The following is a 20,809-nucleotide window of genomic DNA, read 5'->3' as shown; positions in this document are numbered from 1 at the left end:
TCTTGGCCACGCGCGAGGCATCGCCGTCGTTGCGGAAGATCAGCAGCGGATTGCGCGTGCGGTAGGCGCGCAGGCGGTTCTCGGCGTTGTAGAGAAACGCCTCCATGGAGGGATGCAGGAACGAGTTGATCAGCGCCGTCCAGGTGCGCCGCTCGTCATTGCCGTCACTCGCCAGATCGCTGCCATAGAGGATCGGCACGGCGCCCAGCAGGTGGCGGGGATATTTGCGCAGCGCGATCTTGCGGAAGGTCTCTTCCAGTGCCTCGAAATCCGGGCCCGTGAAGCTCACCACCAGACGGTTGGCGCCGGCCGCCGTGAGGGCGTTGATGGCGCGCACGACATCCACGTCGGCATCCGGACCGTGCACTGCGGCGGGTTCCAGAAACACCACCCGGTCGCCGATCAGCGCCGAGAACACCTCCGCATCGTGGGCGGCAAGGCGGGCGGGCAGATCGCTGGCGCCGGCATCGAGGATCAGCCCCAGCCGCGGCCCCTTGCGCTCGCAGATGGCGTTGGTGCCCTGAGTGGTGGAATAGCGGATGAGGTCCACCTCTTCCAGCAGCCGCTTCACATCCGGCTCGCCATAGAGCACGCCGGAGGCCTTCTGCAGACCCTCGAAGAAGCACTTCGACAGGTCATAGGGCGTGGTCAGCACCTTGGTCTTCTTCACGCCGTCATCGGCCATGATGCAGATGTCGGTGAGCGTGCCGCCATTGTCGATGTTGATCTGTAAAGCCATGTGGTCTGGCTCCTCCCATCTCTCAGGCCCCGGGTTTCGGTGTTGTTGTCAGGGGCGTCCGGCCTGCCGTCCGCCCTGTCCGGGCCGTGCCGGAAGGATCGCAACCGCCGTGCCAGCACCGAAAACCCGTATGGCATCGCCTTATCTCACTGTTTAAAAACGATAATCTTCGCTCCGACCCGCCGGCGGCGGCCGTCTGCAAACGTCTTCTTTGCGGCTACCCGTTCGATTTCCGGCCCGTCATGTTGCAACGCAACAGGCGCAGCACGGGCGCAACAAAAAAGGCCGCCGGAACGGACCGGCGGCCATGGAATAATGCTATTTAATGGGATTATTCAGACGTTCTCGCGGCGCAGCCCGTCCATCACCGCCTCAAGGCCGAAGCGCTTCAGCTTGGCGTAGACCGTGCTCTTGGCAATGCCGAGGCTGCGGGTCACGGCGGTCATGTTGCCACGGCAGTCGCGCATGGCCTTCAGCAGCGCATCGCGCTCCGCCACCTCCATGCGCGTCAGACCGGCCACCTCGGCGGGGGCCGCCGGCCCGCCGGCCGTCGCCGGGGCGAAGGAGAAGGCGGGGGCAGCCATCATCAGGTCGGACGGCAGGTCGGCCTCCGTCAGCACGGCCTGCGACGACATCAGCACCATGCTCTCCAGCACATTGCGCAGTTCGCGCACGTTGCCCGGCCAGTGGCAGGCCTCCAGACGCGCCGCCAGCCCCGGCGAAAGCCGCCGTTCCGGCTGGCCGAGACGGGCTGCCAGATCGCGCAGGAAGTGAGCGGCGATCAGCGCCACATCGCCGGCGCGCTCGCGCAGCGGCGGCACCCGGATCGAGGTGACCGCGACCCGGTAGAACAAATCCATGCGGAACCGCCCGGCCTCGATCTCTGCGCGCAGATCGCGGTTGGTGGCCGCCACGAGGCGAAAATTGACCTTGCGCGGCCGTGTCTCGCCGATGCGATAGACCTCGCCGGATTCCAGCACACGCAGGAAATGCGGCTGCAGATCGATCGGCATTTCCCCGATTTCGTCGAGGAACAGTGTGCCGCCGTCGGCAGCCTCGATCTTGCCGGTCATACCGCCGCGCCGCGCGCCGGTGAAGGCGCCCTCGGCATAGCCGAACAGTTCGCTGGAAAGCAGTTCGCGCGAGAAGCCGCCGCAGTTCAGCGCCACGAACGGCCCGTCCGGCGCCGGGCCGCCCTTGTGCAGCGCTTCGGCAAACACATCCTTGCCAACGCCCGTCTCGCCCAGAAGCAGCACCGGCGCCCGGCTGCGGGCAAGCTGGCGGGCCTTTGTCACCGCATCGCCCAGCGCTGGAGAGGCCCCGACGAGGCGGGCGAAGGCGCCGCGGTCTTCCGTGGCGGCCGGCCGGCCCGCGGCTGCCGCGGCCCGCGCCGCCGGCATGCCGTGGGCGCCGCGGCGCGCGGGCAGCGTCAGCACCAGCCCCAGCCGCTCGCCATCGGCCACCACCGGCTGCAGCCAGTCGCGCTCCAGCCAGTCCGGCAGGCGGTCGGGCAGCTCGCGTCCGCGCCGCCAGTCCAGCCGCAGGCCGGCGAAGGCATCCTCGCCCGTTCCGCCGCCGCCGCGCAGCGCGCCCAGCGCGCTGAGTGCCGTCGTCCCGGCCCCGTTGGCCTTGATGGGCCGGCCGCGCCGGTCGAACACCACGATGCCGTCCTGACTGGCCGACAGGGTCTCCATGCAGTGGTCGATGAGCTGGAAGCGCGCCTCCATCTCCAGTTCCGCCAGCCGGTTTTCGATGCGCCCGGCGGTCGCCACCACCAGCGCCAGCGAATGGCGGTTGAAGGTGTCGGTCAGGCCCGACACATCGACCACGCCCAGAATGCGCCCGTCGCACGGATCGCGGATGACGTTGGCCGAGCACGACCAGCGCTTGATGCCGGAACAATAGTGTTCCGCGGAATGGATCTGCACCGGCTGCCCCACCACCAGCGCGGTGCCGATGGCATTGGTGCCGCAGGTCATCTCGCTCCAGGTGGCGCCGCTGAGCAGGTGCACGTTTTCCGCCGCGCCGCGCAGGCTGGCATCGCCCTCCAGGTTGAGGATGACGCCGCTGTCGTTGGTCAGCACCATCACCGTGCCGGTTTCCGACAGCACGTCGCGGGCCGAGGCCATCACCGGCTGGCTGGCCAGCAGCAGCTCGTGGCTGTCGTCGCGCAGGCTCAGCAGCGAATCCTCGCGCATCGGCGGCGGCGCCTGATCGCGCCGCGGATCGACGCTGCCGCCCAGACATCGCCGCCAGGAATCGTCCACCAGCCGGCGCAGCGCGTTCGCCCCCACCTCGCCGCCGGTGAGAAAGCGCTCCCACGATGTCATCACATGCGGATCGTTGGCCGGATTGGAAAAGCGCTGTCCGGGCGCACTGAACGGCATATCGGCTGACCTCCCTTCGGCAACGGTGCCGGCCCTGCGCCCGACGGCGCCTCCGACCCGCTGCTTGGGTGCCGCCCGGCGGCTGTCCCGCCCCGGTCCGGCACCGGCATTTCCCCCGCGGATAGCGACCGGTTCCGCCTGCGCCGGCCAGAACCGGTGCCTTCCGCAGACCAGCCGTCTTTTATCTGCAAGACACACCTTATCACGCTGGCGGCGGGATGCGAGGTCTGCGGAATCTGCAAGCCGTAAAAGTACTTGGCCATTCCGCCTTGAGTCGCAGCGGCAGCAGAAAGGTCACCGGCGTCCGAAATCCGAACGCTTTATGCGACGGGTTCTCAGAAATGGCAGCGCCCGCCGGCGGTCCGGCGGGCGCACAGGCCGGCTCCGGCTTCTGCCGTTCCGTCAGGCAAGGGCGACGGTGAAGGCCGCTGCCGTCTTCGCCCGCACCTCATCCACCGTCACATCCGGGGCAAGGTCGGTCAGCACCAGACCGCCGGCTGTGACCTCGAACACGGCGAGATTGGTGATGATCATATCCACCACGCCCACACCGGTCAGCGGCAGGGTGCATTCGGGCACGATCTTCGCCTCGCCGCCGGCGGTGTGTTCCATGATGACCACCACGCGGCGCACGCCGGCCACCAGATCCATCGCCCCGCCGATGCCCTTGATCATCTTGCCGGGCACAGCCCAGTTGGCGAGATCGCCCTTTTCGGACACCTGCAGCGCCCCCAGCATCGACAGGTCGATGTGGCCGCCGCGGATCATGGCAAACGAGGCGGCGCTGTCGAAGAACGAGGTGGTGGGCAGGGTGGTGATGGTCTGCTTGCCGGCATTGATGAGGTCGGGGTCCTCCTCGCCCTCATAGGGGAACGGCCCCATGCCCAGCATGCCGTTCTCGCTCTGGAGCTGGATGGACATGCCGTCCGGCACATAGTTGGCAACCAGCGTCGGAATGCCGATGCCGAGGTTCACATAATAGCCGTCGCGCAGTTCTTTTGCGGCGCGGGCGGCCATCTGGTCACGGGTCCAGGCCATGGCGGTTCACTCCCCGGTGGTGGCCGGCCGCGGCCGGACGGTGCGCTGCTCGATGGCCTTTTCCGCCCCTTCCACATGCACGATGCGGTCGACGAAAATGCCGGGCGTGACGATGTGGTCCGGGTCGATGGTGCCGGGCGGGCCGAGGTGCTCGGTCTCCACCACGGTCGCAGCGGCGGCGGTGGCCATCATCGGGTTGAAGTTGCGGGCCGTCATCCGGTAGACGAGGTTGCCCTCGGTATCGGCGCGGAAGGCGTGGATCAGCGCCAGATCGGCCTTGAGGCCGCGTTCCTGCACATAGGTGACACCGTCGAACTCGGCCGTCGGCTTGCCCTCGGCAATGCTGGTGCCGACGCTGGTGCGGGTGAAGAAGGCCGGAATGCCCGCTCCGCCGGCGCGGATGCGCTCGGCCAGCGTGCCCTGCGGGTTGAACTCCACCTCCACTTCCCCCGCCATGTACTGGCGCGCGAACTCGGCATTTTCGCCGGCATAGGAGCAGATCAGACGGCGCACCTGCCGGGTGCGGAACAGCTTGCCGAGGCCGTGGGTATCGGTGCCGGGATTGTTGGAAATGATCGTCAGCCCCCGGACGCCGGAAGCGAGCACGACGTCGATCAGCGTCGCGGGAATGCCGCACAGCCCGAAGCCGCCGGCCATGATCGACATGTCATCGTGCAGCAGGCCGTCGAGGGCGGCCTCTGCCGATGTGTAAAGCTTGCGAGTGGACACGTTTCCTCCGCCGTTCTGGCTGGTCTGGTACGGAAAGAAGGCGCTGCACGGCCTTTTTCGCCGGGGCCATTGCCCCCGGCGGCGGTTGCGCCCCGGCCCTCGCCGGCCGGCGGCACACCCGTCCTGCACGGGTCTCAGTGTAGCAACGCCCGTGCCATGGCCCTAGCGCTTTTGAGGGGCGCCAATCACGTCCGAAAACTGGCCGCCTCCGGCGCACCGGCGTCCGATTTTGCGTCGGCCGGCAGGCCCGCTCCGGCCATTTTGCCCGCCGCATCAGGCCGTTCGCGGCCGGCAGCGAGCGGTTTGCGTGGCACGTGGCTTGCTGCCCTGTGCCCGCCCCCAACCGGCCGCCAAAGGAGCCGGGTCGGACAAGGAGGAAATTCCGATGCTGTTTTCCGCTGCCGCCCCGCCGCCCGGCGCAGCCGTGCCGGCCGCCGACGGGCGCATTCCTGTCACCATCCTCACCGGCTTCCTCGGTGCCGGAAAGACGACGCTGCTGAGCCGCCTGATCGCGCAGCCGGAAATGGCCGGCACCGCGGTGCTCATCAACGAGTTCGGCGCCATCGGCATCGACCATCATCTGGTGGAAAGTCTCGACGAGGCGACCGTGCTGCTGGCCTCCGGCTGCCTGTGCTGCTCGGTGCGCGGCGATCTCGCGGATGCGCTGAAGCGCCTGCACGCGCGCCTTTCGCGCCGCGAGCTTGCCCGCCTCGACCGGATCGTGATCGAGACCACCGGCCTTGCCGATCCGCTGCCGGTGGTGGCGACGCTGGCGGAGGATCGCTTCCTCGCCGCCCGCTTCGTCTGCGATGGCGTGATCACTGTGGTGGACGCCAGCCTCGGCCTCGGCCAGCTCGGCCGCCAGCGCGAGGCCGTGCGTCAGGTGGCGATGGCCGACCGGCTGATCCTGACCAAGACCGACCTTGCCGATGCCGCCACCTTCGCGGCGCTGTCGGCCCGCCTCGCCGCGCTCAATCCCGCGGCGGACCGCATCGTGGCCCGGCATGGCGCGGTGGCACCGGCGGCGCTGTTCGCCGCCGGCGTTCACGCGCCCTGCGGCGAGGCGCGGGTGCTCGGCTGGCTGGGCGAGGCGGAGGCCGGCGACGACCCCCATCGCGACAGCCGCGCCACCTCCTTCAGCCTCACTCTGCCGCCGCTGGCGCGCTGGCGCGGCTTTGCGGTGGTCATGGGCGGCATTCTGGCGGATTACGGCCCGCGGCTCCTGCGCATCAAAGGGCTGATCGCGCTCTGCGGCGCGATGGCACCCGCCGTGATCCAGTGCGTGGAGGATGTCGCCTGCCCGGTGACGATGCTGAAGCGCTGGCCGGCCGGCACGACGGAAACGGGCCGTCTGGTGTTCATCGGCGAGGGGCTGGATGCGGCCGCGGAAGCCGATATCCGCGCCCGGCTCAGCGACCTGCCCGACGATATCGCCGCCCGGCGCATCGCCGCCCGGCGGCCGCTGCTGGCAACCCGCTGCTGGCTTTCCGCCCCCGTGCCGGCGACCGATGCGCGGCGCTTCGAGACGGAGGCCTTCCGCGTGCAGCCCCACGCCTTTGCCGGTACGGCCGGCCGCACCGCCCGCACGGGGCGGGCCTGAAACACGGGCCTGAAACAAAAGCGCGGGCGGGCACCGGCGCCTCACCCCGGTGCCCGCCCCGTCTGCATCCCGGCCGTTTATTTCACCGGTTCGAGGATGCTGACATAGTTTGCAACGGCCGAGCCGCCCATGTTGAAGATGCCGGCAAGGCTGGCATCCGGCACCTGCATGTCGCCGGCGGTGCCCGTCAGCTGCATCGCGGAAATGACGTGCATGGAAACGCCGGTGGCGCCGATGGGGTGCCCCTTGGCCTTGAGGCCGCCGGAGAGGTTGACCGGCAGCCGCCCGCCGCGGAAAACCGTGCCGTCTTCCAGCGCCCGCGCGCCCTCGCCCGGCTTCGTCAGGCCCATCGCCTCATAGCTCAGCAGTTCGGCGATGGTGAAGCAGTCGTGCACCTCGGCAAAGGACAGGTCCCAGATGCCGCAGCCGGCCTGCGACAGCGCCTGCTGCCAGGCCCGGCGCGGCCCCTCGAACGCCACCGTGTCGCGGCGCGACATCGGCAGGAAGTCGTTCACCTGCGCCCGCGCCCGAAGCCGCACCGCGCGCGACAGGCCGGCGGCCACGTCATCGGCTGCCAGCACCACGGCGGCGGCGCCGTCCGACACCAGCGAACAGTCGGTCTTGCGCAGCGGGCCGGCGATGATCGGGTTCTTTTCCGACACCGTGTTGCAGAACGCGAAATCCAGCGCCTTGCGCATCTGGGCATAAGGATTGGCGACGCCGTTGGCGTGGTTCTTCACCGCAATGCGGGCCAGCGTTTCCGACTGGTCGCCATAGCGCTCGAAATAGCCGCTGGCCACCGTGCCGAAAATCGCGGGGAAACTCATGCCCCGGCTGGCCTCTTCCTTCACATAGGATGCCGAACCCAGAATGCGGGTCACCTCGTCGCCGCTGACGGCCGTCATCTTTTCCGCGCCGACCACGAGGGCGATCTTCGCGCGCCCGGCCTCGATGGCATCGGCCGCGGCATAAAGCGCGGCAGCGCCGGAGGCGCAGGCGTTTTCCACCCGCGTCGCCGGGCGGAAGCGCAGGTCGTCGTCGGCCTGCAGCACCAGAGAGGAGCAGAAGATCTCCGGCGAAAAGCCCCCGTTGAGGTTACCGAGCCAGATGGAGTCGATATCGGCCGCCGGCATGCCCGCGTGGGCGATGGCCTCGCGGGAAACATCGGTGATCAGGCTTTCCAGATCGGCCTCGCCGAGCCGCCCGAAGGGCGAATGCGCCCAGCCGACGATCGAAACACCCACATTACGCTGCGTCATGGTCAACACCGGTTCCGGTTGGTTGCGAGTGCCAGCGGAACTGCAGCGCCCGTGCCAGTGCAGAGGCCTGAAAATGCCTTTTCTCTCAATTCGTTACAGAGCAGCCTCCGGCTGCCGCCGGCCGTTTTGCAAACACCGTCCGAAATCCGGCCTCCGGGCAGCGCGCTTCAGTACACCGTGCCAAGAGCGAACGGAGCGGCGGAAATTGCCGGTTCGCGCCCGCCGATCAGGTCGGTCACGAGCCGCGCGCTGCCGCACGACAGGGTGAAGCCGAGCGCCCCGTGCCCGACATTGACGAACAGATTGGCAACCGGCGTCGGCCCGATTACCGGCTTGCCCTGCGCGGTCGCCGGCCGCAGGCCGGACCACACCGCCGCATCGTCCAGCGTGCCGAGCCGGGGGAAGCTCTGCCGCACCTTGTCCTTCAGATCGGCGAGCCGCGCCGGCACCACGGTGGCATCGCGCGCGCCGAGATCGACCATCGCCGCAATGCGCTCGAAGGCGCCAAGGCGGGCATAGACGATCTTGCGCCGCGCATCCGTCACGCTCACCCGCGGCGCGGCGTCGTCGGCGGCAACCGGCACCGTCAGGCTGTAGCCCTTCAGCGGATAGAGCGGCAGATGAACGCCGAGCGGCTTCAGCAGCGCCCGGCTCTCCAGCCCGGCGGCCACGACGAACAGTTCGGCCTCCACCGGGCCACGGTTGGTCACGATGGCTTTCACCCGCCCGCCTTCCATGGCGAACGAGCCGGTGCGGTGATGATAAAGCCGCTCCACCGCCGTCATCCCCGCCAGCACGCGGTCGAGTTCCGCGCAGAAGCGGGCGCAGTCGCCGGCCTCTTCCGACGGCGTATAGACACCGCCCGCCAGCTGCGGCGCGATATGGGCCAGCGACGGTTCGAGCGCCACGCAGGCATCGCGGTCCAGCACCCGTTGTTCGGCGCCGAGCCGGGCCTGCATTTCCACCAGCCGGCCGGCGCTTTCAAGGGCGGCAGCGTCGCGATGCACCACCAGCTTGCCCGAGCGCGCAAAGGCGAAATCCAGCCCCTCGCGCGCCACCAGATCATGCACCAGCGAGCGGCTCAGATAGGCCAGCGCGCTGAGTTCCACGATGGAGCGCTCATAGACCGGCGAGCGCGAGGCCAGCATAAAGTTTGCCAGCCAGCGCCACTGCCACGGGTCCGGCCGGAGTGTCAGCTTCAGCGCGGAATCGCGGCCGAAAATCCAGTCCAGAATGTGGCTGCCGATGCCCGGCGCCGCGAGCGGCGCAACATAGGAATAGCTGAGCTGGCCGCCGTTGGCGAAACTCGTCTCCTGCCCCGGCGCACCGTTGCGATCGACCAGAACCACGTCATGGCCGGCGCGGGCAAGATAATAGGCCGTCGTGGTGCCCACCACCCCGGCCCCCAGCACGCAGATCCGCATGGCTCGCGCCCCCTCTGATCGTCACCGGGGACAGTGTGGGCGCGGGTGCGGGCGCGGACAATGCGTTGTCTCAACCTCCGCCCCCGCAGCCCGGCCATCCTCAGCCGAGCAGGCCGCGCGCGGCGAGATTGCGCATCAGCGCGCCCGCCGCGAACGACCACGGCGCAATGGCATCGGTCGGCTGCACGCGGTTGACGAGGCGGCCGAGACGCGGCGAGGCAATGGTGACGATATCGCCGGTGCGGTGGGTAAAGCCGCGGCCCGGCTCGTCGCGGTCGTCGATGGGGGCGAACAGCGTGCCGAGATAAAGCACCAGACCGTCCGGATAGCCATGGTGGGCGTTAATGGCCTGCGACACCAGATCGGCGGGATCGCGACTGATCTCGGCCATGGCCGAGCGGCCCTGCATGCGATAACCCTCCGGCCCGTCGACGGTTACCGTCACCTCCAGCGAGCGCACGTCGTCGAGCGTGAAGCCGGCGTCGAACAGGCGGACGAACGGGCCGACCGAGGCGGAGGCGTTGTTGTCCTTCGCCTTGCCCAGCAGCAGGGCGGAGCGGCCTTCGACATCGCGCAGGTTGACGTCGTTGCCAAGCGTCGCGCCCACGATGGCGCCGGTGGAGGAAACCGCAAGCACCACCTCCGGTTCCGGGTTGTTCCAGGTCGATTTCGGATGCACGCCGATATCGGCAAAGGCACCGACGGCCGACATCGGCTGCGCCTTGGTGAAGATCTCCGCATCCGGGCCGATGCCGACTTCCAGATACTGGCTCCATGCCCCGGCTGCGATCAGCGTCTGCTTCAGGGCCATCGCTTCGGGCGAACCGGGTTTCAGCTTCTTCAGATCGTCGCCGACGAGGGTGCGGATGTGGCTGCGGATGCCCTCCGCCGCATCGGCATCGCCGCGGGCGCGTTCCTCGATCACCCGCTCGATCATCGAAACGACGAAGGTCACGCCGGCGGCCTTGACGGCCTGCAGGTCGATGGGGGCGAGAAGGCGCGGCGCCGTGCCGGCAGCGCCCGGCAGGCTGGCCGCGGCAATGGCCTCCAGCGGGCCGAGATCGCGGCCCGTCGCCGCCCGCAGGGCCGCGGCAGGGTCGGCCGCCTCCAGAAGGTCGCGCACGGTCGGCCATGTGGCCGTGATGTCGGTCAGCCGGTCGCCGTCGACCCGCACCACCGCCGGCCCTGTGCCGGGCAGCTCCACCCGGCCCGCGAGCGCCGCCCCGTCGTCCACTGCCAGCGCCGCGATTTCCGCACTGAAGCTCTCTGCCGTCATGACCGTTTCCTGCCTTTGGCTTGTTGTGCCGGCAGGGTGCCGCATCGCACGCGGCGATCAATGCGCTTTCCCGCAGAACCTGCCGCGCGATCGCGCAACCCGGACGCCTCACGCCCGCCTGCGGCGCACGATTTCGTGGGTCAGCGCGCCGATGACCGTGGCCAGAATCAGCAGCAGGCCCAGTGCGTTCACGGCCGGCGTCAGACCGATGCGCACCTGCGAGGCCAGATAAACGGTGAGCGGCGTATCGAGCCCGCGCACGAACAGCGTGGTGTTGTAATTCTCGAACGACTGCAGAAACGCCAGCAGCCCGCCCGCCAGAAGAGCCGGCTTCAGGTAAGGCAGCAGCACCCGGCGCATGATGAGCGCGCGCGAGGCGCCGAGCCCCAGCGCGGCTTCCTCCTGCGTGCGGTCGAAGCGCTGCAGGCGGGCGGAGACGATCAGCATCACATAAGCCGCGATGAAGCTCGACTGCGCCACAACGATGAGGAACACCCCGCCGCCGACGCCGAACTGCCGCCACAGCAGAAGCGTGGAAATGCCGATGACCACCCCGGGGGTGAGCAGCGGCGAGACCATGACCGCATAGAGCACGCCGCGCGCCCGCGCATTGAGGCTGGTGAGCACGAGCGCCGCCGCCGTGCCCACCGGCAGCGAAATGACGATGACGCCCACCGCCACAATGAATGAGGTCGCCAGCGCCTGCCACATCGGCTGGCTCTGAAACAGCGCCCCGAACCACTGCAGCGTGGTGCCGGTCCACGGAAAGATCGTGGGAAAGCGGCTGGCATTGAACGCCGCCGTGCCCATGATGATGAGCGGCACGAACAGATAAAGAAAGAAAGCCGCGAAATAGAGCCCGAACAGGGTCTGGCGGATGAGGCTCGCGATGCGGTCCCGGCTCATTTCGTCACCTCCGCAAGGCTGACGCGGAAGGCCTTCAGCGCCGCGAACACCACCACCAGACACAGCACCAGCAGGATCAGCGCATAAGCTGCGCCGCGGTTCCAGTCGCCGCCCTCGAAGAACCAGTTGTAGATGATTTCGGTGAACCAGCGGCTGCCCGGCGCCGCCAGCAGCGCGGGCGCCACATAGCTGCCCGCCGCCAGCATGAAGGTGAAGACGCAGCCGGTGGCGATGGACGCGCGGGCATGGGGGATCACCACCCGCCAGTGGATGCGCCACACAGAGGCACCGAGATCGCGCGCCGCATCGATCTGGTCGCGCGCGAGACTTTCGATGCCGTTGTAGATCGGAAACAGCATGAACAGGATGTAGGCATAGACCATACCGGCAATGACCGTGCCGTTGCCGAACCAGCGCACCGGCGCATCCACGAGGCCGATGGTCATCAGCAGCTCGTTGAGCGGACCGCGATAGGCAAACAGGATGAACCACGCCAGCGTGCGCAGCACCTCGTTGATCCAGAACGGGATGACGAGCATCAGCATCACCGCGGTCGCGCTGTTGCCGCGCGCCGCCTGCGCCAGCCAGAAGGCCAGCGGATAACACACCACCAGCGTCACGAAGGTGACGAGCCCGCTCGCCCAGATCGTCTTCAGAAAGATCTGCCGGTGGATCGGCTCGTTGAGGAAAAACAGGAAATTGCCGAAGCCGTAGTGATCGTCCGGTCCGCCCGCGGCGGCCGGCGGCAGGTTGGGCCGCAGCGAAAAGTCGATCATGGTCAGGTTCGGCGCCAGCACCATGCCGATCAGCCACCCGGCCACCAGCACCATGAACACGGCCGAAAGGCCCGGCCCGAAGCGGCGCAGCAGATCAGCCATCGGCCAGCACCACCGCATCGCGCGCCGCAAAGCCGAACCCGGCTACCGCGCCGGCCGCCGGCGCCTGACCCAGCCCGGTGTTGGGAATGGCGGCCAGCAGGCGCTCGCCATCGCCGCGCCGCGCACGCAGCATGCCGAACGCGCCTTCGAAGTCGATGGCTTCCACGATGGCATCAAGCCGGTTTTCGGCCTCGCCGTCGCCCGCCACGCGCAGCCCTTCCGGCCGCACGAACAGCGTGGCCGGCTGGCCGGCCGCCAGCCGCGCCCCCGCGCGCCCGGTCAGGCGCCCGGCATTGGTATCCACGGCGACGGTGTCGCCGCAGACCGCCGCCACGAGGCCGGGAATGGCATTGTTCTCGCCCACGAAGCGGGCAACGAAGTGGGTGTGCGGATCGTCATAAAGCGCCCGCGGGGTGCCGACCTGCTCCACCAGCCCCTCCTTCATCACCGCCACGCGGTCGGACATGGCAAGCGCCTCCGACTGGTCGTGGGTGATGTAGATGAAGGTCACGCCGGTCTGCTTCTGCAGCGCGCGCAGCTCGGCGCGCATATGCTGGCGCAATTTCAGATCGAGCGCCGAAAGCGGCTCGTCGAGCAGCAGCACCTGCGGCTCCACCGCAAGGGCGCGGGCGATGGCGACGCGCTGGCGCTGGCCGCCGGAAAGCGCGCCCGGCAGCCGGTCGCCATAGCCCGACAGGGCGATGAGGGCGAGCAGCTCCTCCGCCCGCCGGCGCCGTTCGGCTTTCGGCACCCCGCGGGCCTCCAGCCCGAAGGCGATGTTCTCCCACACCGGCATCAGCGGAAACAGCGCCAGCGACTGGAAGATCATGGCGGTGGGCCGGCGGTCGGCCGCAAGGCCCGCCATGTCGCGCCCGCCGATCAGCACCCGCCCGCGGGTCGGTTCCAGAAAGCCGGCGACCATGCGCAGCAGCGTGGTCTTGCCGCAGCCGGACGGCCCGAGAATGGAAAAGAACTCGCCGGAGCCGATGGCGAGGTTCACATCGCGCACGGCGACACTGTCGCCGAACTGCATGGTGATGTTTTCAAGCCCGACCGAACGCGACATGGTTCGCCTTCCGACTGATAAAAAAGAAGACACGGCGGCCCCGGGCCGCCGTGTCCGGTCTGCGGGCTGCCGGCCCCGCTCAGGCGGCGAGGAAGCGGTCCTGATACTCGTTGCGGCGGTTGACGAACCACGTCTCCTGCACCGGCCACCACCACAGCTTCTGCAGCGCATCGCCCGGATAGGCGGCGGCGAAGAACTCCCGGGCGGCGGGCGACAGCAGATCGGCGGCGCCGACGGCGGTGGAGTTGATCGAGGTGGCGTTGGTGTAGAGCGCACCGGCCTCCGGCGTCAGCATCCAGTTGAGGAAGGCGTAGGCCTGCTCGATGTTGACGGCGCCGGCGGGAACCGCGGCCCCTTCCATCCACGCCAGCGCGCCTTCGCGCGGCGCGATGAAGCCGATCGGCAGCCCTTCCTTGGCCAGAGCCGCGCCGGTGGAATCCCACGTCTGCCCGATCACCGCACCGTTGACGCGGAAAGCGCCCTGCGCCTCGTTCTCGTTGGACCAGAACTGCACGATGTTGGCGCGCCGGGCGATCGCTTCCTTGATGATGACATCATAGTTGGCGCGCATGATGTCTTCGTTCTTGAAGCTGTCGCGCATCGGATGCGGCAGCTTGCCCTCGGCTTCCAGCCACAGGCCGAGGCCGACGAGAGCCGAGTGGGCGCGCACCGTGACCTTGCCGGTCATGTCCGGCTGCCACAGGTCGCCGTAGGAGGCCTTGCCATAGGTCAGCGGCATCTGCTTCTTGTCGAAGGAGAGCGCCTCGGTGCCCCAGTCGAGCGGCACGAAATAGCGCTTGCCGTTGACGACACCGCCCATCCTGGCCGAACCGGACACCGCCGAGGCGATGGCGCGGTCCCACTTCACCTTCGCCTCGTCGATCGGCTGCACCAGACCGAATTCGACATAGTTGGGCACGCGGTCAACCGTCGGCCAGATCAGGTCGAACCCGCCGCCGTTGTTGATGCGCATCTGGTTCAGCAGCTCGTCGTTCGTGCCATAGGGCGTGAACTTCGGGCGGATGCCGGTCGCCTTCTCGAAGGCCGACAGCATGTCGGGCGTGACATAACCCGCCCAGCCGAAGATGTTGACTTCGCCGGAGCTTGCATTCGCACGGGTGTTGCGCAGCACAAACGGCGCTGCAACAGCGGCAGCCGCCGAAGCACCGAGGAAGTTGCGCCGGCTTATCTTGGTCTTGAAGGGGGTCATGTGTTTCACCGCGTCAGATCGTCATTCACGACTGCGGCGGGATTCGTAGAGAGGGAATATAACAGCGGCGTGAATTTCGCCGGCTCAGATTTGCACGCAGACCAATAAGTTTACCCGCAAGCCGGGCAACCGCGCCGCCGGCGTGCGACGGCGCGGCCCCCGCCTGCGATCACTCCTCGCTGGCCACCGGTTCCCCTTCCTCGGGAATGACGATGACCCGCACGCCGGACGGCTGCCCGATGCGCCAGGGCGCCCGGCGCGCCGCAATCAGCAGTTCCCTCTCCTTGGTGACGATATTCACCGCATCGTTCTGATTGCCGCCGAGCACGAAATAGCTGTCCTTGTTCTCGCCCACATAGAGGCCGACATGGCCGCCCTGGCCGCGACGGAAGACCAGCACGTCGCCGAGCATCGGCCGGCCGGACGGGTTGCCCCAGCAGGCCCAGTTGCGCGCCCACAGAGGCTCGTTCACCACCGGCCAGCCGGCGCGATGGACCACGACGCCAACGAACAGGCCGCACCACGGAATCGCGTCGTCCTGATAATTGGCGTCCTGTCCGATCTCGCGGGCCCACTCGAGGATCGCCGGGTTACTCCCGGTTCCGGTGTTCTCCGTGGTGCCATAGAGCTTCAGCGCCTCAAGCAGCATCCTCGGTCCCGTCTCCCGCGCCAGCCACGCATAGTGCAGCGGCAGTTTTCCGATTTCAGACATCGTTTCCTCCCTCGGTTGCCGGCCGTGCGCCCCCGCGCCGGCCCGGTTCAACCCGAAAGAGTATGGGGCGATTTAAGCATCTTTAAAGTGTATTTATTGGCGAAAATACAATCTGTGATTGTCTTTTCGCCAATGACCGCGGACGGGCGCGTTTGCCGCTGACAAGCCCCCATGACGGCGGGGCCGGCAACGCGTATGACACGGGCAGAAGGGCCGGCATCGCCGGCCGTGCCAAGCCAGAGGCTGACATGACGAAACTGAAGATCACCGCCGGCCCGTTCACGTTCGATGCCCGGCTTGAGACCGAGCTGGCGCCGGCCACCTGCGCTGCCTTCCTGAAGCGCATGCCGTTTGAGAGCAAGGTCGTGCATGTGCGCTGGTCCGGCGAGGGTGTGTGGATTCCGCTCGGCGACATGAATTTCGACGTCGGCTACGAGAACCACACCAGCTATCCGGCCCCGGGCCAGATCATTCTCTATCCCGGCGGCATCAGCGAAACCGAGATTCTGCTGGCCTACGGCGGCGTGCACTTCGCCTCCAAGGTCGGCCAGCTCGCCGGCAACCACTTCATCACCATCACCAGCAATCTTGAGAACGTTGCCGTGCTCGGCCGCAAGACGCTGTGGGATGGCGCCCAGCCGATCCGCTTCGAACTCGCCTGACCGCGGAGCGGCTGCGCGCTGCACGACAATGTGTTGCCGTTTTCGGGACTTTGAGACCGCGACGGGCAATGGCAAAGCTGCCGCTGAAGAACCGGCAGCCCCGCCGGCCTGCACCCCGCCGGCCTGAGCGGGCGGGGCGCGCGGCCGGAGCAGCGGAAGGAAAGCGCCCATGCTCGTCGACGGCAAATGGACCGACAACTGGCAGCCCGTGCAGGCCACCGACAGCAAGGGCGGCTTCGTGCGGCAGGTCTCCAGTTTCCGCAACTGGGTCACCCCCGACGGCGCACCGGGGCCGACCGGCGAAGGCGGCTTCCGCGCCGCGGCGGGGCGCTACCATCTCTATGTGGCCCTGATCTGCCCGTGGGCCTCGCGCGCGCTGATCGCCCGCCGGCTCAAGGGGCTGGAAGAGGCGATCTCGCTTTCGGTGGTCGAGCCGGTCATTTCGGCCGAGGGATGGCGCTTCGGCACCTCTCCGGGGGCCACGCCCGACGCCGTGAACGGCGCCACCTACATTCACGAGATCTACACCCGCGCCGACCCCCATTTCACCGGACGGGCCACCGTGCCGGTGCTGTGGGACAAGGTGCGCGGCACCATCGTCAACAACGAATCCGCCGATATCGTGCGCATGTTGAACAGCGGCTTCGGCGATCTGGCCAGCAACCAGTTCGACCTGCGGCCCGCCGACCTGCTGGATGAAATCGACGCCCTCAACGACGACATTTATCCGCGGCTGAACAACGGCGTCTACCGCGCCGGCTTCGCCACCACGCAGGCCGCCTACGAAGAGGCGTTCTGGGATGTCTTCTCCATGCTGGAGACGCTGGAAGGCCGGCTGTGCGCCGGCAAGGGCCCGTTCCTGTTCGGCGAGCGCCTGACGGAAACCGACATCCGCCTGTTCGTCACGCTGGTGCGTTTCGACGCGGCCTATCACGGCGTCTTCAAGTGCAACCTGAAGAAACTGGCCGAATATCCTGCACTCTCAGCCTATGTGGCTGACATGCTCGCCGTGCCCGGGGTGCGCGAGACGGTCAACATCGACCATATCAAGCAGGGTTATTATTCGATCCGCACGCTCAACCCCAACGGCATCGTGCCGGTGGGACCGGATCTGCCGGGGCTGGCGCCGGTGGCCCGCGCCTGAGGCGCGCCCGGCCCGGGCGGCCTGCGGCCGCGCTTCAGGGCGCGGCCGGCGCAACCGGCGTGCGCGACATGGCCGCCTCTGTGCTGGTCATCGCGCCCATCACGAAGGCGAGATTGGCGGCCGCCACCAGCGCGGCGGCATGGGCATCGGCCTGCGCTTCCCGGGCATCGAGCAAGCCGTTATTGGCCGCGGTTGCGGCTGTTATGGTGCCGACGCCGTTGCGATAGGCCTCCAGCGCGGCGTCATAGGTCGTTGCCGCCGCCCGCACCAGCGCGCTCGCCGCGCGGTAGCTCTCCAGTGCCGTGCGCAGGGCATTGGCACTGGCCACGACTTCCGCCGCCGCATCGGACTGGGTCTTGCGATAGAGGCTCTCGGCCGTCGCGGCCAGCGATTCCGCCTGCTTCACCTGCGCCGCCCGCAGGCCGCCGTCGAAAATCGGCACCGTGGCGCCAACCAGCACGCCGGTGCCGCTCGCCTGCTGGCCGATGGTCGGCAGACCGTTGGCGTTGAAACTGCCGGTTCCGGTCGCAACGGCGCCGGCGAGGAACACCTTCGGCATCCGGCCCGCACGGGCGACGTCGATGCCCGAGCGGCTCGCCTTCATGGCGGCATAGCTGGCCGCCACGTCCGGACGCTGCGCCAGCGCCATTTCCACCAGCGCATCGACCGGCAGGCCCACGGCATCCGGCAGCGGCCGCCGGGTGGAATCGGCAAGGCGCATCTGCAGCATCGGGTTCACACCCATGGCGTTGAGAAGGCCCTGCCGCGCATCGCGCAGCGCGCCTTCCGCTTCCACGCGCCGCAACTCTTCCTGCGCCACCATCTGGCGTGCCTGTGCCACCTCCACCGAGGTCGCAAGCCCGCCCGCCGCCCGCTTTTCGGCCGCCGTGCGGATCGCCATGCTGTTGGAGAGCGCCTGCAGCGCAATACGCAGGCGGGCCTCCGCGGCGCCGCAGGCATAATAGCTGCGGGTCACGTCGAAGATGAGCTTCTGGTGGCTGGCGTTGAAGAGCACGTTCGCGGCAAGCGAATTCTGCCGGGCGGCATCCACCACCGCGCTGCGCTCGCCGAAGTCGAACACCAGCCACTGCAGCGCCAGATTGGGCGACACGCCCTCGGCCGTGGTGTTGAAATAACGCTCGCCGCCGAGCAGCGTCGGCAGCGTGGTGGTCACGGTCTGGCTGCCGCCGATGACGTTGGCGGTGATCAGCGGCAGATAGGTGGCCTCCGCCATGCCCACGGCAAGGGCCGCGCGGCGGGCGGCCTCCCATGCCATGCGCGTGGTCGGATTGGTGCGCTGGGCCAGATCGATCAGCTCCGGCAGGTCGTAGACTTGCTTCGGATCGACGAAGGGGGCCGGCGGCAGCGCGGCAGCGGCAGCATTGCGCGGCACGGCAAAATCGCGCGCGGCGGCATCCGTGCCGGCAGCATCCGGGGCCGCCGCCTTCATCAGGGCAAGGCCTTCCGGCGGCGGGCGGCCGTTCCACGGCTTGTCGGGCGCAGCCGGCGCAAGGCTCTCGGCATTGCCGGCGCAGCCGGCGGCAAGCCCGGCCAGCGCAAGACCGGAGAGCAGCGCACCGGCCAGAGCGGAAAGCGGACGCTGCACCATCACACCGGTCCTTCTGCAAGCGTCGCGCGCAGCCGGCCGAGATGGAGACCGACCTCGCCGCCGGCATCCGGCGCCTGAGCGGAGGCCGGCTCGCGCGCCTGCGGTTCCGCCGCCGTTCCGCCGGAGACGGCCTGCGAAAGCCGGTCCAGCTGGCCCGCCGTATCCCCGAGATCGTCGCCGGCGAAATAAAGCGCCTGCCCGAGGCGGGACGCCTCGCGCCGCGCCGCTTCAAGCCGCGCCAGCACGGCCTCGTCCGGCCGCACGCGGGCGGGTTCGAACGGCGCCAGGAACAGCGCCTCTTCCATCCCCTGCAGTCGTTCCTCCGCAGCCGCGAGGGTGGGCACGGCGGCCCGCCGCTCGGCCGGCGCCATGCGCGCCAGAGCGGCCAGCAGGCCGAGCGCCCCGGAAAGGCGGCTGCGGATCGCCTGCTCCACGCTGACGGTCCATATGTTCGTGAAGATGAGGAAGACCACGGCATTGCCGAGCAGAATGCCGATAATGCGGTCGCGGCCGGCATCGAGACTGGTGGTGGGGCCGGCGCCTTCCAGCACGCACAGCAGAAAGGCCAGCGCCACCTGAACCCCGGCATAGGCGATGCGGTCGCTGCCGGAAGCGATCCACGCACCGGGCAGGCAGCCGAGGAACACCAGCACCATCAGCCCGCCCACCGTGTCCAGATGCGGCATGACGAACACCACCGCGAGCGTGCCCATGGTTGCGCCGACGAGGCAGCCGCCGATGCGCAGACAGAGCTTGTGCACGGTCTCGCCCGTGGTGCCGAGCGAGACGATGTAGCAGGTGATCATGGCAGTATGGATGCCCGACCAGTCGAGCCCGGTATAGATGACGTAGCAGATCACGGCTGCCGCCGTCGCCTTCAGGGCAAAGTGCTGGTAATCCGGGTTGGTGAAGGCATCGGGCAGGAAGAAGCTGTCTTTCGGGCCCGGCGCCGCCGGCGGCGGCTCCGCCCCGGCCAGAACCGCAAGGGCGCGCCAGGCTTCCGCCACCGGCCCGCCGTCTGCAGGCGCGCCGGCGAGGGCCGCCGGTGGCAGGGCCGGCATTGCGGCATCCCCATCCAGTGCCGCGATGCACTGGCGGATGTGACCGGCCAGCGCCGCACGGGTCGCCGCATCGGCGCTGCCCGCCAGTGCGCGGGTGGCAAAAAGCAGGCTGTAGGAGGCCGCAATATCGCGGGCGATCTGCCGCGTGCCCGCAAAAGGCAGCACATGGAACAGCCGCACGAGACCGAGCGTCTTCAGCGGCGCGGCATTGCCCTCCGCCACAAGTTCGTCGAGCGCCCGCGGCGCGGGATCGCCATCGCCGGCCAGCGCCGCCGCGCAGGCACTGAGACGCCGGCGCAGCCCGCCGCGCAGCAGCGCCACCGGCGATGTGCCGAGCACGAGCAGAAACACCACCATCAGCGCCATCGGCATTGCGGCCATCTGCCATGCGTAGAGCATGCCGCGGGTCACCACCTCGCCGGCCGGGGCATCCCCGACCAGCGACAGGCAGAACGCGATGACGAGAGCGATCACGCCGCCCGTTTCGCCGAGCTTGCTCGCCCCCTGCAGGAACAGGAAGAAGAACGAGACCAGCGCAATAGTGAGAACGCGCAGGAAGGCCGACTCGATGGTGACCGCCGCCAGCAGAATGACGAGAAACACCGCCACGCTCGCCAGCACGATGAGGCCGAGTGCCGTGCCGATGGTTTCAGCGGCATCGCGTTTCATCAGGAAGATGATGAGGTAGCAGCTGATGGCCGGCTCGGGCGTCTTGTAGAGGGCCGCGACGGCCGCCACGATGGCGCACAGCAGCGCGATGCGCCACATCTGCCCCGCCCGGCCGGGAAAAGGCCCCAGATCGGCTATCGTCTGCCGGGCAAGGCGCGCGACTGCCCCGCGGCCGGACACAACCGCCGCATCCGCCCCGCCGGCGCCCGGCTCAGCAGCGCCCGGCTCAGCAGCGATCGGCTCAGCAGCGATCGTCATGGCGAATGACCACGTCGGCCGAAGCGCCGATGCGCATCAGGTCGTCAGGCGGATCGATGAGGCGGACCCGCACAGGGAAGCGCTGGGCGATCCGCACCCAGTTCAGCGTCTTGGGAATATAGGGCATCCGGCTCGGCAGGCTCAGCATGTCTTCCGAGGTCACGCCCCAGCCGATGCTCTCC

General features: G+C 68.5%; 17 protein-coding genes and 1 pseudogene. 3 read left to right on the top strand and 15 right to left on the bottom strand.

Features of this window, described 5'->3' with window-relative positions; translation table 11 throughout:
• From V7067_RS07230 to V7067_RS07215, 4 genes are all read right to left on the bottom strand, one after another.
• On the bottom strand, positions 1-739 hold a 739-nt coding region (locus tag V7067_RS07230; protein ID WP_334175212.1), incomplete at its 3' end, for a hydantoinase/oxoprolinase N-terminal domain-containing protein.
• A 335-nt stretch (positions 740-1,074) separates the two neighbouring features.
• Positions 1,075-3,126, bottom strand: a complete 2,052-nt coding sequence (locus V7067_RS07225; RefSeq protein WP_334175211.1) for a sigma-54-dependent Fis family transcriptional regulator — start codon at positions 3,124-3,126, stop codon at positions 1,075-1,077.
• A 402-nt stretch (positions 3,127-3,528) separates the two neighbouring features.
• Positions 3,529-4,164: a CoA transferase subunit B gene (locus V7067_RS07220; protein ID WP_334175210.1), complete on the bottom strand. Its 636-nt coding sequence runs from the start codon at positions 4,162-4,164 to the stop codon at positions 3,529-3,531.
• A 6-nt stretch (positions 4,165-4,170) separates the two neighbouring features.
• Positions 4,171-4,893, bottom strand: coding sequence for a CoA transferase subunit A (locus V7067_RS07215; protein WP_334175209.1), 723 nt, complete (start codon positions 4,891-4,893; stop codon positions 4,171-4,173).
• A gap of 385 nt (positions 4,894-5,278) precedes the next feature.
• Between V7067_RS07215 and V7067_RS07210 the strand changes: the two genes are divergently transcribed.
• Entirely contained in the window at positions 5,279-6,493 is a 1,215-nt protein-coding gene (locus V7067_RS07210) for a GTP-binding protein (RefSeq protein ID WP_334175208.1), read from the top strand.
• Between the two features lie 77 nt (positions 6,494-6,570).
• Here the strand turns inward: V7067_RS07210 and V7067_RS07205 are convergent, their stop codons facing one another.
• From V7067_RS07205 to V7067_RS07170, 8 genes are all read right to left on the bottom strand, one after another.
• Entirely contained in the window at positions 6,571-7,752 is a 1,182-nt protein-coding gene (locus V7067_RS07205) for an acetyl-CoA acetyltransferase (protein WP_334175207.1), read from the bottom strand.
• A gap of 167 nt (positions 7,753-7,919) precedes the next feature.
• A complete protein-coding gene (locus V7067_RS07200; RefSeq protein WP_334175206.1) occupies positions 7,920-9,176 on the bottom strand; it encodes a D-amino acid dehydrogenase in 1,257 nt (418 codons plus the stop codon).
• Positions 9,177-9,276: 100 nt separating this feature from the next.
• Positions 9,277-10,452 (bottom strand): fumarylacetoacetate hydrolase family protein, encoded by a 1,176-nt coding sequence (locus V7067_RS07195; RefSeq protein ID WP_334175205.1) that lies wholly within the window; start codon positions 10,450-10,452, stop codon positions 9,277-9,279.
• A gap of 108 nt (positions 10,453-10,560) precedes the next feature.
• Positions 10,561-11,358 (bottom strand): ABC transporter permease, encoded by a 798-nt coding sequence (locus V7067_RS07190; protein WP_334175204.1) that lies wholly within the window; start codon positions 11,356-11,358, stop codon positions 10,561-10,563.
• Positions 11,355-12,236 carry an ABC transporter permease gene (locus V7067_RS07185; protein WP_334175203.1) on the bottom strand — a complete coding sequence of 294 codons (882 nt, stop codon included), beginning with the start codon at positions 12,234-12,236 and terminating at the stop codon, positions 11,355-11,357. Before V7067_RS07185 ends, V7067_RS07190 begins: the two co-directional genes overlap by 4 nt.
• Entirely contained in the window at positions 12,229-13,302 is a 1,074-nt protein-coding gene (locus V7067_RS07180) for an ABC transporter ATP-binding protein (RefSeq protein WP_334175202.1), read from the bottom strand. The genes V7067_RS07185 and V7067_RS07180 overlap by 8 nt, the downstream gene beginning before the upstream one ends.
• Before the next feature lie 79 nt (positions 13,303-13,381).
• Positions 13,382-14,512, bottom strand: coding sequence for an extracellular solute-binding protein (locus V7067_RS07175; protein ID WP_334175201.1), 1,131 nt, complete (start codon positions 14,510-14,512; stop codon positions 13,382-13,384).
• A gap of 169 nt (positions 14,513-14,681) precedes the next feature.
• Positions 14,682-15,224, bottom strand: a complete 543-nt coding sequence (locus V7067_RS07170) for a TIGR02594 family protein (RefSeq protein WP_334175200.1) — start codon at positions 15,222-15,224, stop codon at positions 14,682-14,684.
• Positions 15,225-15,472: 248 nt separating this feature from the next.
• Here V7067_RS07170 and V7067_RS07165 point away from each other — a divergent pair, with 248 nt between their 5' ends.
• The gene (locus tag V7067_RS07165; RefSeq protein WP_334175199.1) at positions 15,473-15,886 is read left to right on the top strand and encodes a DUF3830 family protein; all 414 of its coding nucleotides are present in this window, start codon (positions 15,473-15,475) and stop codon (positions 15,884-15,886) included.
• Positions 15,887-16,055: 169 nt separating this feature from the next.
• Positions 16,056-17,030 (top strand): glutathione S-transferase family protein, encoded by a 975-nt coding sequence (locus V7067_RS07160; RefSeq protein ID WP_334175198.1) that lies wholly within the window; start codon positions 16,056-16,058, stop codon positions 17,028-17,030.
• 34 nt (positions 17,031-17,064) lie between these two features.
• Here the strand turns inward: V7067_RS07160 and V7067_RS07155 are convergent, their stop codons facing one another.
• The 3 genes and pseudogenes from V7067_RS07155 to V7067_RS07145 all read right to left on the bottom strand — a co-directional run.
• The gene (locus V7067_RS07155; protein WP_334175197.1) at positions 17,065-18,639 is read right to left on the bottom strand and encodes a TolC family protein; all 1,575 of its coding nucleotides are present in this window, start codon (positions 18,637-18,639) and stop codon (positions 17,065-17,067) included.
• On the bottom strand, positions 18,639-20,627 hold the full coding sequence (locus V7067_RS07150; RefSeq protein WP_334175196.1) for an FUSC family protein: 1,989 nt from the start codon (positions 20,625-20,627) through the stop codon (positions 18,639-18,641). The genes V7067_RS07155 and V7067_RS07150 overlap by 1 nt, the downstream gene beginning before the upstream one ends.
• Positions 20,611-20,809: pseudogene (locus V7067_RS07145) on the bottom strand (multidrug transporter subunit MdtN); the annotation flags it as partial. The pseudogene V7067_RS07145 and the gene V7067_RS07150, both read right to left, overlap by 17 nt.

It is taken from the genome of Pseudoxanthobacter sp. (assembly GCF_036822375.1).
Lineage (GTDB): Bacteria > Pseudomonadota > Alphaproteobacteria > Rhizobiales > Segnochrobactraceae > Pseudoxanthobacter.
This window is presented reverse-complemented; position numbering and strand designations above follow the sequence as displayed.

What these genes read in the sequence shown, in the direction of transcription:
- V7067_RS07225 (WP_334175211.1), bottom strand. Translation starts at nt 3,126, where the DNA reads ATGCCGTTCAGTGCGCCCGGACAGCGCTTTTCCAATCCGGCCAACGAT.
- V7067_RS07220 (WP_334175210.1), bottom strand. Translation starts at nt 4,164, where the DNA reads ATGGCCTGGACCCGTGACCAGATGGCCGCCCGCGCCGCAAAAGAACTG.
- V7067_RS07210 (WP_334175208.1), top strand. Translation starts at nt 5,279, where the DNA reads ATGCTGTTTTCCGCTGCCGCCCCGCCGCCCGGCGCAGCCGTGCCGGCC.
- V7067_RS07205 (WP_334175207.1), bottom strand. Translation starts at nt 7,752, where the DNA reads ATGACGCAGCGTAATGTGGGTGTTTCGATCGTCGGCTGGGCGCATTCG.
- V7067_RS07200 (WP_334175206.1), bottom strand. Translation starts at nt 9,176, where the DNA reads ATGCGGATCTGCGTGCTGGGGGCCGGGGTGGTGGGCACCACGACGGCC.
- V7067_RS07195 (WP_334175205.1), bottom strand. Translation starts at nt 10,452, where the DNA reads ATGACGGCAGAGAGCTTCAGTGCGGAAATCGCGGCGCTGGCAGTGGAC.
- V7067_RS07190 (WP_334175204.1), bottom strand. Translation starts at nt 11,358, where the DNA reads ATGAGCCGGGACCGCATCGCGAGCCTCATCCGCCAGACCCTGTTCGGG.
- V7067_RS07185 (WP_334175203.1), bottom strand. Translation starts at nt 12,236, where the DNA reads ATGGCTGATCTGCTGCGCCGCTTCGGGCCGGGCCTTTCGGCCGTGTTC.
- V7067_RS07180 (WP_334175202.1), bottom strand. Translation starts at nt 13,302, where the DNA reads ATGTCGCGTTCGGTCGGGCTTGAAAACATCACCATGCAGTTCGGCGAC.
- V7067_RS07175 (WP_334175201.1), bottom strand. Translation starts at nt 14,512, where the DNA reads ATGACCCCCTTCAAGACCAAGATAAGCCGGCGCAACTTCCTCGGTGCT.
- V7067_RS07170 (WP_334175200.1), bottom strand. Translation starts at nt 15,224, where the DNA reads ATGTCTGAAATCGGAAAACTGCCGCTGCACTATGCGTGGCTGGCGCGG.
- V7067_RS07165 (WP_334175199.1), top strand. Translation starts at nt 15,473, where the DNA reads ATGACGAAACTGAAGATCACCGCCGGCCCGTTCACGTTCGATGCCCGG.
- V7067_RS07160 (WP_334175198.1), top strand. Translation starts at nt 16,056, where the DNA reads ATGCTCGTCGACGGCAAATGGACCGACAACTGGCAGCCCGTGCAGGCC.
- V7067_RS07155 (WP_334175197.1), bottom strand. Translation starts at nt 18,639, where the DNA reads ATGGTGCAGCGTCCGCTTTCCGCTCTGGCCGGTGCGCTGCTCTCCGGT.
- V7067_RS07150 (WP_334175196.1), bottom strand. Translation starts at nt 20,627, where the DNA reads ATGACGATCGCTGCTGAGCCGATCGCTGCTGAGCCGGGCGCTGCTGAG.